The sequence below is a fragment of the Pseudomonas sediminis genome (genome assembly GCF_002741105.1).
Taxonomy (GTDB): Bacteria; Pseudomonadota; Gammaproteobacteria; order Pseudomonadales; family Pseudomonadaceae; genus Aquipseudomonas; species Aquipseudomonas sediminis.
In genome coordinates, this window is the sequence record NZ_NIQU01000001.1 from 759,168 (window position 1) to 772,860 (window position 13,693).

The window sequence follows — 13,693 nt, forward strand, 5'->3', positions numbered from 1 at the left end:
AACGACCGCCGTACGTAGCCGCTCACTGGTGGCCAGCACATCGCCGATCAGGTCGCGCTGACTGGCGAGAAAACGGTTGAAGCCTCGCGCCAGGTCGCCTAATTCATCGGCTCGCGATTCATCCAGACGGCGCGTCAGGTCACCACCGCCGCCACCGATTTCCACCAGTGCCTGAGTCACCTGACGGATCGGTCGCACCAGACCGCGAGCCAGCAGCACTACCAGGCCAAGGAACAACAGCGCCACGGCGACGCCAATCAGGCTGGTCATCAGCAGCGCCTGGCGCGCCTCGGCATAGACTTCAGCCTCGGGCACTTCGCTGACCAGCAGCCAGTCGATACTGGCGAATTTCTGCGCCACCGCGAGAAAGGTCTCGCCATCGCGCTCGAAACGTACTGCCCGGCTATCGCCCACAAGCACCTGACGGCTGGCATCGGCGCCGAAGAGCTCGCCGAGCTTGCCAGTGCCGCTCAGCTCCGAACGCGGATGCACCTTGACGTTGCCCTGGCTGTCGATGAGAAACACCTGGCCGCGCTCGCCGAAACGGAACTCGCTGATCATCTTCGACATATCCGCCAGGTTGTAGCCTAGCCCGGCCACACCAAGGGTCTTGCCGCCCTGCTTGATGCGTTGGTTGATGAACAGCGTGGGCAGCCGCGTAGTCTTGTCGATGTCGATTTCCAGCACTCGGTCACGGTCGCTGTCGACCAGGCGGTAGAACCACTGGTTCTCCGCCTGGCTGCGGTCGAGGGTGCGCATCAGCCCTTCACCGGTGGTGTAGTTGCCACTGGTCAGGGCGACGATGGAGGTGGTCATGGCGTTCTGCTGGGCACGCACGCCTTCCAGGTAGCGCGCGAACTCATCACGCCGGGCCGCATCCTCACCAGCGGCCAGCCAGTCCTGCACCAGGCGGTTCTCGGCAATCGAGGCGTTGGCGGTAATCGGCGCAGTCAGCACCCGCTCCAGATCGTTACGGATAGCCAGCACCCGCGCTGGCAGCGCTTCTTCGATCAGGTAGCGCTCGGTCAGGCGATTGACCACCGCCGAGTAGATGCCGACGACGATCAGAATGCTGGCCAGCAGGGCGGCGCCCATGCTGAGGATCAATTGCCACTGAATACTGCGTTGCCAGAGGCGCATGGAGGCTTCTCCTGGTGGTGGTGTGGAGTTTGGCCAGGCAATTGGATACAAAAATGTACACAAATTGCAATCAGGTTACCGCCAGATTTCATATCGGCGGATCACGGCCAAGCTTTATTACCTCCAGCAAGGATCATTCGTAGCCATGATCAGGCCCTCAGCCCAGAGCTGCCGGCGCCTGCAGAGTGGTAGCCAATTGCCTTCAGGGCCCGACGCTGAATTCCAGACGAGCGGTCTGGCCGCCTTCGTCGAGCACACTCAGTTGATGCCGGCCACTGGCGAACGCGTGGTTGAAGGGGGCATCCTGAGTGCTCTCCCCAATAGGTTGGCCATCGAGGAACCACCAGCGCCGACCGCTGCCGCCCAGGGCCGAAAGATTGAGCCTTAGCGGTTCGTGACTGCCTTGCGGCCGACGCAAGCGATCACCATTGCGCACACCGACGATGGACAGCGGTGACACCTGACTGCTCTGTGGTGGCGGGCAGCTCGCATCGATATGTGGCAAGCGCGCGGTACGCCGCTCCCGGCGCGGCAACCAGGGCTCCAGCGGTGCCGGCCACAAGGCCAGTTCACGCGCTTCGGCCCCGGCACAACCGGAACCGACGCGCAGCCCTTGGGCATTGACCCAATAGCGCTCGCGCAAACCGCTCCCCAGTGGCTGATCGGCTGCCAGCAGCGTGGGTGGCGTGGTGCCTTCGAGCGTCCAGGCGAAGCGTAGGCGCCGGCAGTTGGGGTCGTCCTTGCTCATCGGCTGCCCCAATGGCCAGCAGATGGCCGCCACACCCACCTCGGCAGGTTGTGGATCGGGCGGTGTGGCAATGCCGCGCTGGCTGTCGCGGTTGACCAGCAGATCGTGAACCTGCAGCAACATCGGCGCGGCGGAGGCCAGTCCGAACTGGCCAGGCACCGGCGTGCCGTCCGGGCGACCGATCCAGATACCGATCAGGTGACGCGGGCCGACGCCGATGGCCCAGGCATCGCGAAAGCCGTAGCTGGTGCCGGTTTTCCAGGCCAGGGTCGGGCGCTGCGCCAGGTAGGCGCGCGGGTCACGATCAGGGCGCGCCTGACCGCTGAGAATGCGCCTGATGATCCAGGCCGAGCCGGGTGACAGCAGGCGCCGCTCGCGCAATTCATCACTCGGCTGCAGGCGCGGCTTGGCCGCCATGCCACCGCGCGCGAAGGCGCTGTAGCCTGCCACCACCGACTCCAGGCGCGAGCCACCGCCACCGAGGATCAGTGCCAGGTTCGGCTCGGCCAGCGCAGGCAGGCGAATAGGCACACCGGCACTGCGCAGCTCACCGGCAAAACGTTTCGGCCCGTAGGCTTCGAGCAACTGCACGGCCGGCAAATTGAGCGAGGTGGCCAGCGCCTCGCTGGCTGATACCGGGCCGATGAAGCCGGCGGCGAAGTTGCCGGGCCGGTAGTTGCCATAGTGTCGCGGCACATCCTGCAGCAGCGACTCGGAATGGATCAGGCCGCTATCCAGGGCCATGCCGTAGAGAAAAGGCTTGAGCGTCGAGCCGGGCGAACGCAGGGCGCGGACCATGTCGACATGACCGAAGCGCGAGGTATCAGCGATATCCACCGATCCAAGGTAGGCACGCACCGCCATGCTCTCATGCTCGACCACCAGAATCGCAGCCGAAGTGCGCTCGGGCAGGCGCGCGCGCCAGCCCAGCAGCAGGTCTTCCAGGCGCAGCTGCAAGCCGGCATCGAGGGTGGTGCGAATCAGCGGCGGGCTGCCGGCACGGTTCAGCCGCCGCGCCAGCAAGGGCGCGAGGCTTGGCTCACGGCGCGGCGCGAGAAACACCGGCTCCTCCAGCGCTTCTTCTACTTGGGACTGGGGCCAAACCTGAAACTCGCCCAGGCGCCGCAGCACCTTGTCCCGCGCGGCTTGGGCGCGCTCAGGATGGCGGTCCGGACGCAAGCGGCTGGGCGCCTGCGGCAGCACCGCGAGCAACGCGGCATCGGCACGGGTCAGTTGGCTCGGCGGCTTGCCCAGGTAACTCCAGCTGGCCGCCGCCACGCCCTCGAGGGTGCCACCGAAAGGCGCACGGTTCAGGTACAGGGTGAGGATTTCGTCCTTGGACAGGTGCCACTCCAGCTGCGCCGTGCGCCACAGTTGCTTGAGCTTGCCGGGCAGGTCGCGTCCGTGAGGATCGAGCAGCCGCGCCACCTGCATCGACAGCGTACTGCCGCCGGACACCACGCGCCCGCCCGTGAGGTTCTGCCAGGCCGCACGCCCCAACGCCAGCGGGTTGACCCCAGGATGCTGGCGAAACCAGCGGTCCTCGTAGGTCAGCAACGCTTCCAGGTAATAGGGCGAGACCTCTTCGGGCGTCACCGGATAGCGCCATACGCCATCACGGTCAGCGAAGCGCCACAACGGCGTGCCGTCCTCGGCCAGCACCACCCGCGCCAGATCATCCTCGGGCAGAGGTAGTGGAAAGAGTTGGTCGGCTAGCCAGAGCAGGGGCAGGGGGAGCAGGAGGATAAGGAGCCAACGGCGAGTTAGGCGGGGCATGCAAGACCCTCTCCCCCAGCCCCTCTCCCATAAATGGGAGAGCGGAGCCGATCAGCGTTTTGCCAAGACTTGTGGCTACGTTCACCGCCCATCTTGCTCGCCAATTTCAAGACGAACCCGTTCAAGTACCGCCTCCGTTTCAGCCAGCACCTGATGATTCCAGAAACGCAGCACACGATAGCCTCGACTCTCCAGATAATGCTCACGTTTCTGGTCGTATTCCGTCTGCCGCTGATGTTGACCACCGTCCAGCTCGATGACCAGCCAGCGCTCGGTGCAGATGAAGTCGACGATATAGGGGCCAATGGGTTTCTGCCGTTTGAACTTCAGGCCTAGGAAGCGATGAGCGCGCAGGTAGTACCAGAGTCTTTGTTCCGCGTCGGTCATCTGCCGGCGCAGGCGTTTGGCGTTGTCGAGCAAGGCCATGGTTCCTCCTTGAACCTTTCCTCAGCCCCTCTCCCGCAAGCGGGAGAGGGGAGCGATATGAGGTAAGCCTGATACTGAGTACGTCCTGCCTTACAAGCGGTCTGACGCGTATCTGACAGCTGGCACGATCGGCCCCCTCTCCCATTTATGGGAGAGGGTTGGGGAGAAGGCCGCTTTTAACGCCCCCTCACCACCAGTGAAGATGGCGCACTACCCAGTGCCTGCCAGCTCGGCCGGTACATGGATTCGACCTGCGGTGGCGGTACGCGGTAGCTGCCCGGCGTCACCGCACGGGCCAGGTAGAGCAGATGGGTGGTGCCGTACTCCTCCACATCCACGGCGGCCACGTAGCGGTCGCCACGATATTCCTGGTGTTTGATCCGCGCGTTCTGCATGGAGCGGCGCCATTCCTTGACGTTGCTGCCAGCGTCATCGAGGCTCGCCGCGCTTTGCGCCAGGTTCTGGTTCTCCAGCTCCAGGCCAGCCGGGAGCAGGTCGACGACCAGGGCGTCCGGCACGCGCTGCTTGGCCCGCACGGCCAGGTGCACCAGCACCAGCTCGCCGCTGCCCAGGCGCTGCAGATCGAGCGGGCGACCATCCATACCGAGGTACTCGCGCTCGATGCTGAGGTTCTCACCACCGGCACGCGGCGCCTGGCTCGGGTAACCGGACAGGGTCAGCTGCTGATACAGCGTGGCGCTGCCGGCCTTGCTCACGATCAGCGGTTCGGCCAGCTCGCCACGCTCCAGCTTGATGCCGGGCTGCTGGTTGCTCAGGTCGAACTGGAAGGCGCCGCTGGCCAGCTTGGCGCTCCAGCTTTGCTCGGGTTTGCCGAGAATGCCGCGACCGGCGAGGAACAGCGAGTTGCGCTCCTGGGTCGACAACCAGCGCTGACCGGCCAGCTCATCCGCCAGGTTGAACAGACGCTGCTCGCGCTGGCCAGCCGCCAGATCGTGCTCTTCCAGCAGGGCGAGAATCAGCGCCTGATCACGTAGCGGGCTGCCATAGTCAGCCATCCAGCGTTCGCCATCGCGTTGTTGGATCAAGCCTTGGTTCAACGCCTGCTCGGCACGCGGTGCATCGCCCATCAGCTTCAATGCGGCGGCCAGTTGCACCAGCGGTAGACCGGAACGGGCGTCGTTACGACGGTCGAACAGGCTGCGCAGGGCACCCAGCGGCGCCTGTTGGCTGCGCGCCAACACGTAGCCGGCGTAGGCCTGCACGGCGAAGCGGGTGTGGGCGAAGTCCTGGCTGTAGCTGGCTTCGATCAGGCTGCTTTGCTGCAGGTAGCGCAGCAGGCGGTCGTTGGCCTTCTTCAGGGCATCTGGCGGTACGCCGAAACCCTGCTCGCGAGCACGCAGGAGGAAGTCGGTGACATAGGCGGTGAGCCAGTATTCCTCTTCGCTCTCGGCGCTCCACAGGCCGAAGCCGCCACTGTGACGCTGCATGCCGAGCAGTCGCTCGATACCCAGCTCGATGCTCTTGCGCCGTTGCTCGTCCGGCTCGCCTTCCAGGCCGAGGCGCTTGAGGCTCGCGGCGTCAGCGTAGAGCGACGGATACAGGCCGCTGGTGGTCTGTTCCAGACAGCCGTAGGGGTATGCCTTGAGCGCACGAATCTGCTCACCGAGGTTCAGCGGCGGTCGGCTCGACAGCGCCAGCACGGCCTCCAGCCCGGCAGGTTCGAACTGATTGAGAGTGCCCGCCGGCATGCTCCACGGCTCTCCCTCCCCCAGTACCGCACGGAAGTGCTGCAGCTGCGCCGGATAGGCCGGGCGAATACCCAGCGTCCAATCGCGGCTGAAGTCAGCCAGATCCTCGTTCGGCAGAGCCAGGCCCTGCACCTCGACATGGATACGACCCTGGCCCAAGCCACCTTCGGCGCGCACCGGAATGCGCAAGGTAGTGCGCTGGCCATCCTTCAGACTGATCGGCGACTCACCCTTGCCGAGCAGGCGCAGCTGGCCCTCCACGCCCAGTTGTACGTCGAGCTTCTGCTCGCTGCCAGACAGGTTGGTCAGATCCAGCGCCAGCGTGGTTTCGTCACCACCGGCAAGGAAGCGCGGCATCGACAGTTCGGCGATCAGCGGCGCGGCCACCACCGTCTTGGCCTCGGCCATGCCGAAGCGCTCGTCAGTCCAGGCCTGCGCCATCAGGCGCAGCTCACCGTTGAAGTCGGGGATATCCAGGCTGACTTCGCCCTCGCCCTTGTCGTTCAGCTTCAGCGCATCGCTCTGCAGGGCGACGATCAGCACACTGGTATCCGGACGTTTGCCACCGGCGGCGAGGCCGGCGTCACCGCCGAAGGCCAAGCTGGCGACACGCCCCTGCGCTTCGATTAGTTGGCCATAGATGTCCAGCTGGTCAGCGCCATAGGCCTTGCGCCCGAAGAAAGTGGCGAAAGGATCGGGGGTGGCGTAACTGGTGATATTGAGGATGCCCACGTCGACCGCAGCAACCAGCACATGCACCTTGTCAGGGATGCTGCCGTCGGCATTGCGTGCGCTGACCTTGACCTTCAGCGGCTGCTTGGGACGCATTTTCTCCGGTGCTTCCAGGCTGACTGCCAGCTTGCGCGGAGCGCGCTCCAGCGGCAGGTGCAGCAGGCCGACGGCACGCTTGGGCGTGACCTGTGCCTTGCGCTCGCCGGGGCGAACTACCAAAGCACTGAGATAGAGATCATGACGCGCCCATTTCTTGTCGATGGGCAGTTCGAAGGTCTTACCCTCGGCCGGCACGCTGATTTCCTGCCACCACAGCGGCCCCTCGCTGGACTCGACCAGCAGGTAGCCATTGCCGGCAGCCGGCGGGGTGACGGTGATCTTGGCCACCTCGCCCGCGGCGTAGGCAGGCTTGTCCAGCGCCAGTTTGACCTGGTCCGGGCGCACTGCGCCGCCGTCGGCGTTGTCTTGCCAGCGGTAGCCGGCCCAGAAACGCAGGCTGCTTACCAGGCCGGTCTGGCTGTCTACAACCTCGACCCGGTATGGGCCCCACTCCACCGGGAAGCTGACCTTGGCAGTCCCACCGGCAGCGATCTTCAGCGGCTCGTCGCTGAGGGTGAGGAATTTCTCGTTGTAGTTGTTACGCCAGCCTTCACCGTCGGAGAAGCTCCAGAAGTAATCGCGGCGCTCACGCACCAGGCGCACCTTGAGGTTGTCGGCCGCCAGCTTGTTGCCGGCGGCGTCGGCCACGAGGATTTCGAACTCGGCCAGGCTGTCGGCGTCGACTTCCTCGCCGTCGAACAGCCCACGCAGACCCGGCAAACGCTCGGCCGGCCATACCGGCTGGATGATGCGGCGGGTGATCGGGCGGCCACCGGACTCTTGCAGGCTGGCCTGGAGGATCAGGCGCAGCGGCGACTTGGCGTCGCTCCAGCGATTTTCCGGGCGCAGCACGGCGCGGCCCTGGTCATCCAGATTCTGCTCGTCGAGCTCCTGGTCCTGGCTCAGGTCGGCCTCGGTGATGTCGCCGAACTGATAGCCCGGCAAGCTGGCAACCGCCTCCCGCAGCGGACGCACGTAGAGCTGCCCGGTCAGGCGGTTGCCAGCGGCCGGTGCACCGTATAGGTAGCGGCCGGTCACGGCGAACTCGGCACTGTCGCTAGGCGCGTAAGGCTGCTCCTGGCCCTTGAGCTCCAGGGCCATGCGCTCGGGCAGGAAGTCCTCGACGAGGAATTCGTAGAGCTGCGGGTTGCCGTCACCCAGGTCGAGCAACAGTTGCCAGCGGCCTGTCGGGGCCTCTTCGGCGAGTGGCAGCTGATACTGATAGAGACCGTCATCACCGGCATTCCAGACGAACTTGCGGCTGATCTGCTCATCCGGGCGACGCACCTCGACGCTGACCGGCTGAGCCTTGACCGGGCTGCCGTCGGCGTCACGCAGCAGGCCATTGAGCAGCACGGTTTCGCCAGGGCGATACAGATCGCGCGGGCCGAACACGAAGAATTGCAGGGCATGTGCCTTGGGCCCGGTGATGTCGAATTCGGCCAGGTCCAGCGCCGGTGTGTTCAGGCGCAGCAGGCTGGTCTGCTCGTCCTGCTTGGCCACCAGCACCTGAGCCTTTTCCGGCAAGGGCAGCTGTGCATGGCCAGCCGAATCGGTCTTGCCTTCAGCCAGCAGCGCGCCTTCACCATCGAGCAGCTCGAGCTGCACGCCGGACTGCGCCTTGCCACCTTCGAGCGCCTGGGTGAACACGTCGAGACGGTCGCGATAACGATGCGCGGACAAGCCGATATCACTCAGGGAGAACAGCGTCGCCGGCTGCGAATAGCTGTAGCTGCCGGCCTCACGCATCACTGCCAGGTACACGCCCGGCTGCTTGAACGGCTCCAGGCCGGCGATGGGCAGCAGCAAGGTTTCACGGGTATTGCGCGCCGGATTGAGGTCGAAGCGTCCGCCATAGACCAGATCGGCCATCGGCAGCAGTTCGCGCGCCTCCCAGGTATCCAGATTGCTGGCCCGGCCCCAGCGGGACAGGAAGCGCGGCAGCGCCTCGGGCTTGATGCGGAAGAATTCGACGTTGACCTTGTCGACGTTCAGCGCGATCACCGGCAGGCCTTCGGCCAGTCGGGTCGGCAGCAGCGAGCCACGGCTGGCGAAACCGACGCTGGCCTGCAGATCGCGGGTTTCGAAGCGGCTGACCTGCTCTTTGGCGAGCTTGCCGCCATTGATCGATTTCAGGCCGGCATCGATGGTCAGCACCAGCTTGCGCTGCGGCTCCAGGTGACGCAGGCGCAGCTCGCTGAGGTTGTCGGTCAGCTCCCAGGCGCCGTCGACCTTGCCGGCAGTGCTGTCGACCAGATGCAAGCGTTCGGCAAAGGGCTGGTCGGGGTCCAATGGGATGGAGAAGGTCACCGACAGTGCACTGGCGCCGTCGAGCTGCACCTCGGAAACGTCGACCACTTCCAGCTCGCGTCCGGCATAGCGCTTGGCCAGCGCGTCGCGATCGACTGCTGGTTTGGGCGCCTGCGGCTGCTGCGCAGCAGGAGCGGCGGGGGTCACCGTGGCAGGGGGTTCAGAAGAATCACAAGCGCTGAGCAGGCTCAGCACCAAGGCCAGAAGCAGTCCTTTGTTCGGCATTGCGGGCTCCGGAGAGTGGGGGCGCGAAGGCCGATACTATAGCCGAGCGGCTACAGCGCCGACGAGGCGAAGCGACGAAATCCGCCAAGCTGCGCACAGTCCACCCTGTGCCTATAATTGGCGCTTTGCTGGAACGGAAGCCCCCATGTACACCCTGTTCGAAGCCTGGCGCCACGCGCCGACCCAGAGAAAGGTCTGGGCCCTGGCCGCCCCGATGATTCTCTCCAACCTGTCAGTGCCCATGGTGGCGCTGGTCGATACCGCCGTGGTCGGCCACTTGCCGCATGCCCACCAGTTGGCGGCCGTAGCGGTAGGCGGCAGCCTCTATACCCTGCTGACCTGGGCGATGGGTTTTCTGCGCATGGGCAGTACCGGCTTCGCGGCCCAGGCCGCAGGTCGCGAGGACGGCAGCGCCCTGCGCCAGGTGCTGGTGCAGGGGCTCGGGCTGGGCGTGTTCATGGCCTTGCTGCTGGGCCTGCTCGCACTGCCGTTGAGCGGTGTGGCGCTGAGCCTGATGCAACCCTCCGCCGAGCTGGACCAGCTCGCGCGCCAGTATTTCCATATCCGCCTGTTCGGCCTTCCCGCCAGTCTGGCGACTTATGCCCTGATCGGCTGGCTGCTGGGCACGCAGAGTGCGCGAGGCCCGCTGGCCATTCTGCTGACTGCCAACCTGATCAACGTGGCGCTAGACCTGTTATTCGTACTCGGCCTCGAATGGGGCGTAGCCGGCGCGGCCTGGGCCTCGGTAATTGCCGAGTGGAGCGGCGCTCTGCTCGGCCTGTGGCTGGCCCGCGGCGCGCTGGCACGCTATCCCGGCCGCCTCGACAGCAGCGTGCTGAAACGCTGGAGCAACTGGCGCCCATTGCTGGCCGTCAACCGCGATATCTTCATCCGCACCCTGGCACTGCAACTGGTGTTCTTTCTGATCACCGTGAAAGGCACGCGCCTGGGCGATACCACGGTGGCGGCCAACGCACTGCTGCTCAATGGCCTGACGCTGACTGCCTACGCCCTCGACGGCCTGGCACATGCCGTCGAGGCCCTTTGCGGCCATGCGCTGGGCGCGCGTGACCGCGATGCGCTGCGCCGTTCGCTGCTGGTGGCCGGAAGCTGGTCGCTGTTGGCGAGCGCCGTTTTTGCGCTGTTCTTCCTGTTTGGCGGCCACTGGTTCGTCGGCATGCTCACCAACATCGCCGAAGTACGTGAACTGGCGCTGACCTTCCTGCCGTACCTGGCCGTGCTGCCGCTGCTGGCGGTGTGGAGTTACCTGCTCGACGGTCTGTTCATAGGCGCTACACGCGCCCGTGAGATGCGCGACGCCATGCTCATCGCGCTGGCCCTGGCGTTGCCGCTGGCATGGTGGCTGCAAAGCCTGGGCAACCACGGGCTGTGGTTGGCATTTCTGGCATTCATGGGGCTGCGCAGTCTGGTGTTGGCTGTCTATGCTTGGCAACTGAGCCGTCGCGACCTGTGGTTCCCTTCCCCTGCTTAAGGAGAGATCGCCCCATGCTCGATACCCCGAGTCCCGTTAACGAGACCCTGCGCCAACAGGCGCTCGATCGCTTGGAACTACTCGACACCCCTGCCGACCCTTATCTGGACACACTGACTCGCCTGGCGCACGACCTGTTCGGCGTCAGAACGGCGCTGGTCACCCTGGTCGACCGTGACCGCCAGTGGTTCAAGAGCCGCCAAGGCCTGGACCTGGCCGAAACACCACGTAGCCTCTCCTACTGTTCCCATGCCGTGATGCAGGACGAGCCCCTGTTTATCGAGGACAGCCACGTCGACGTGCGCTTTGCCGGTACCGAGCTGGCCTTGCGCAATCCTGGCGCGCGCTTCTACGCCGGCTGGCCGCTGCACGATGCAGAGGGTATCCCGCTGGGCACCCTGTGTTTGGCCGACCCTGAAGCACGCCAGTTGAGCGAGCGAGAGAAATCCCAATTGCGCGACCTGGCCTACTTGACCGAAGGCTACCTGCAACTGCAGCAGAACTCGCAGCAGCTCGATGACCTGCGTGACGCCCTCAGCCGCGAGCAGCGCAAGGGCATGCTCGATCCACTGACGCAGCTCTGGAACCGCGCCGGGCTGCTGCACTTTCTGCCGCTGGAGCAGGCCGCGGCCGAGCGTAGCCAGCTACGCCTGGGCCTGATCTATTGCGACCTGGATCATTTCAAGCGGGTCAACGATACCCATGGCCACGATGGCGGCGACCACGTGCTGTGGGAGAGTGCACGGCGCATGAGCGGTGCGGTGCGTCCGCAGGATGTAGTGACCCGCAATGGCGGTGAGGAATTCGTCATCCTCACCCGGGTGCACGATGAGCAGGAACTGCTGCAGATTGCCGAGCGCATCCGCCTGGCCATCGCCAGCCAGCCCATGCAGCTGGAGCAGGCCCAACTGCAGCAGACCGCCAGCCTCGGCTGTGCCCTGCAGGGCCCCGACGAGAGCAGCGCGGATGCGCTCAAGCGTGCCGATCAGGCGCTCTACCGGGCCAAGCACGGCGGCCGCAATCGCACCGAGTTCGCGCCCTGCCCCCATTGAGAGGAAGTACGTATGGCTGCCGCGCTCGTCGCCTATCTGCACTACCTGTCGATCTTCGCCCTGTTCGCCTTGCTCAGCATCGAGCACGTGCTGTTCAAGACGCCGCTGGATCTGTCCTGTGCGCGCAGTCTGATGATCACCGACCTGGCCTATGGCATCTGCGCCGTTCTGGTGCTGGCCACCGGTGTTGCCCGCGTGCTGTGGTTCGGCAAGGGCGCCGCCTACTACATGGGCAACAGCCTGTTCCATGCCAAGGTCGGGCTTTTCGTCCTTGTCGGCCTGCTATCGATCCTGCCCACGCTGGTATTCATCAAATGGCGTAGCGCCGTGAAAGCTGGCCAGGTACCCGAGCCAAGCGCTCGGCAGCTTCGCCTGGTGACCTGGAGCATTCGCCTGGAACTCTTGGCGCTGCTGTTCATTCCATTGCTAGCCGCGCTGATGGCGCGCGGCTATGGCGTGATCGCAACGGGTTAGCGCTCAAAGACGCATGCCGATGGCCAACCGGTTCAACCCGCTCATCAGGGCGACGGCGATGGTCAGATCGGAGATTTCCCGGGGCGAAAAGTGCGCCTCCAACGGCCGGTAATCATCATCGCCGGCGTGGCTGCTGGCGATCTCGCTCAGCGATTCGGCCCAGGCCAGTGCCGCCTTCTCCCGCGCGTCGAAATGACGACTCACACGCCACCCTGCCAGGCTGTCCAGCTTGATCTGTGGCACACCCTCCTCACGCAGCGACTCACTGTGTTTCTCCAGGCAATAGGCGCAGCCGTTGACCTGCGATACACGCAGGTAGAGCAACTCAACCAGCGCCTTGCCCAGCGGGCCACGCTCCAGCGCCGCCTTGGTGGCAAGCAGGCCCTGCATCGCCTCGGCGGATAATTCGTAATAGGGCTGACGCAATGCGCTCATGACGCTTCTCCTTGAGGCGCGAGATGGAGGTTAAAAGCCAGTTGCTCGCGCGCCTGCGCCAGCATCGTTTCGGCATGCTCCTGCCCCCGCACCAGTCCTTGCAGGTGAATGAACTCCAGATCGTGAATGCCAATAGTGCTCAGCACATGGCGCAGGTAGGCGGTGAGAAAATCCGGCTGGCGAGCCAGCTCGCCACGGTAGTAGCCACCCGAACTGACCACAACGAAGGTCGGTCGATCCGCCAGCAGCCCAACCTTGCCAGCCTCGGTGGCGGCAAAACTGCGACCGATGCGCAGCACGTAGTCGATCCACAGCTTGAGCGCGGCCGGCACCGTGAAATTGTGCATTGGTGTAGCGATCACCAGGCAATCGCTGTTTTCCAGCTCCTGGATCAGGCGCTCGGAGATATCCAGCGCCGGATCATCGTTCGGCGCTAGCGCCACCAGCGCTCCGGCATAGTCCGCCGTCAGCGCCGGCAAGGGCTCGCGGGCCAGGTCACGCTCCAGTACCTGCACAGCGGGATGACGCTGACGCAAACGCTCGACCAACTCCTGAGCCAGGCGACTACCACGACTCTGCTGCCCATAAGGGCCGCACTCCAACAACAGAATTCGCTGCATCTCAAAGCTCCTGACGAAAATGCATGCCAATACCCAGCAAGCCCTGACGGTAGTAGAAACGCTGCCCGCGTGCGTTACCCAATGCGGTATCCAATACGAGGTTGGCGCAGCCGAGGCGCAATGCTTCTGTACGCGCCTCGGCCAGCAGTCGTTCACCAATGCCCTGGCTGCGCAGATCCTCACGGGTGATCAGGTCATCAACATAGAAGAAGCGCCCATGCAGCAGGTTCTCCTGCAAGCGGCAGCCGGCCAGGCCCAGCACCTCATCACCGACCCGCGCCGCCAGCAGTCGATAACCTTGCTTGGCCTGACGTTGCAGGCGCTGAAGGAAATCATCGGCGTCGTTCAGGTGTGGGCGCAGAACACGCATCAGGGGGAAGCAGGCGCGTAACTCGTCCGGGGCGGCGAGCCAGTCGTAACGACAGTCAGTAGTGGTCATGGCGGTTCTCCAGCGA

Annotated in this window: 9 protein-coding genes and 1 pseudogene; 3 read left to right on the plus strand and 7 right to left on the minus strand. The window is 64.9% G+C overall.

Features of this window, described 5'->3' with window-relative positions:
* Positions 1–72: 72 nt before the first annotated feature.
* The 4 genes and pseudogenes from CDO35_RS23170 to CDO35_RS03645 all read right to left on the minus strand — a co-directional run.
* Positions 73–1,140 (minus strand): annotated as a pseudogene (locus CDO35_RS23170) (HAMP domain-containing protein); the annotation flags it as partial.
* Between the two features lie 202 nt (positions 1,141–1,342).
* Positions 1,343–3,664 carry a peptidoglycan glycosyltransferase PbpC gene (pbpC, locus tag CDO35_RS03635; protein ID WP_099522616.1) on the minus strand — a complete coding sequence of 774 codons (2,322 nt, stop codon included), beginning with the start codon at positions 3,662–3,664 and terminating at the stop codon, positions 1,343–1,345.
* A gap of 81 nt (positions 3,665–3,745) precedes the next feature.
* Positions 3,746–4,090, minus strand: a complete 345-nt coding sequence (locus CDO35_RS03640) for an endonuclease domain-containing protein (RefSeq protein ID WP_208019929.1) — start codon at positions 4,088–4,090, stop codon at positions 3,746–3,748.
* A gap of 176 nt (positions 4,091–4,266) precedes the next feature.
* On the minus strand, positions 4,267–9,165 hold the full coding sequence (locus tag CDO35_RS03645) for an alpha-2-macroglobulin family protein (RefSeq protein ID WP_099522617.1): 4,899 nt from the start codon (positions 9,163–9,165) through the stop codon (positions 4,267–4,269).
* Positions 9,166–9,310: 145 nt separating this feature from the next.
* Here CDO35_RS03645 and CDO35_RS03650 point away from each other — a divergent pair, with 145 nt between their 5' ends.
* From CDO35_RS03650 to CDO35_RS03660, 3 genes are read left to right on the plus strand one after another with little or no spacing between them, the layout of a single operon-like run.
* Entirely contained in the window at positions 9,311–10,657 is a 1,347-nt protein-coding gene (locus CDO35_RS03650) for an MATE family efflux transporter (protein WP_099522618.1), read from the plus strand.
* 14 nt (positions 10,658–10,671) lie between these two features.
* Positions 10,672–11,709, plus strand: coding sequence for a GGDEF domain-containing protein (locus tag CDO35_RS03655; RefSeq protein ID WP_099522619.1), 1,038 nt, complete (start codon positions 10,672–10,674; stop codon positions 11,707–11,709).
* Between the two features lie 12 nt (positions 11,710–11,721).
* Positions 11,722–12,183, plus strand: coding sequence for a DUF2214 family protein (locus tag CDO35_RS03660; RefSeq protein WP_099522620.1), 462 nt, complete (start codon positions 11,722–11,724; stop codon positions 12,181–12,183).
* Positions 12,184–12,186: 3 nt separating this feature from the next.
* Here the strand turns inward: CDO35_RS03660 and CDO35_RS03665 are convergent, their stop codons facing one another.
* Genes CDO35_RS03665 through CDO35_RS03675 form a run of 3 tightly spaced genes read right to left on the minus strand, consistent with a single transcriptional unit; the run spans position 12,187 to position 13,677 of the window.
* Positions 12,187–12,618, minus strand: a complete 432-nt coding sequence (locus CDO35_RS03665; RefSeq protein ID WP_099522621.1) for a carboxymuconolactone decarboxylase family protein — start codon at positions 12,616–12,618, stop codon at positions 12,187–12,189.
* Positions 12,615–13,238 (minus strand): FMN-dependent NADH-azoreductase, encoded by a 624-nt coding sequence (locus CDO35_RS03670; protein ID WP_099522622.1) that lies wholly within the window; start codon positions 13,236–13,238, stop codon positions 12,615–12,617. The genes CDO35_RS03665 and CDO35_RS03670 overlap by 4 nt, the downstream gene beginning before the upstream one ends.
* A gap of 1 nt (position 13,239) precedes the next feature.
* Positions 13,240–13,677 (minus strand): GNAT family N-acetyltransferase, encoded by a 438-nt coding sequence (locus CDO35_RS03675; RefSeq protein WP_099522623.1) that lies wholly within the window; start codon positions 13,675–13,677, stop codon positions 13,240–13,242.
* Positions 13,678–13,693 lie beyond the last annotated feature (16 nt).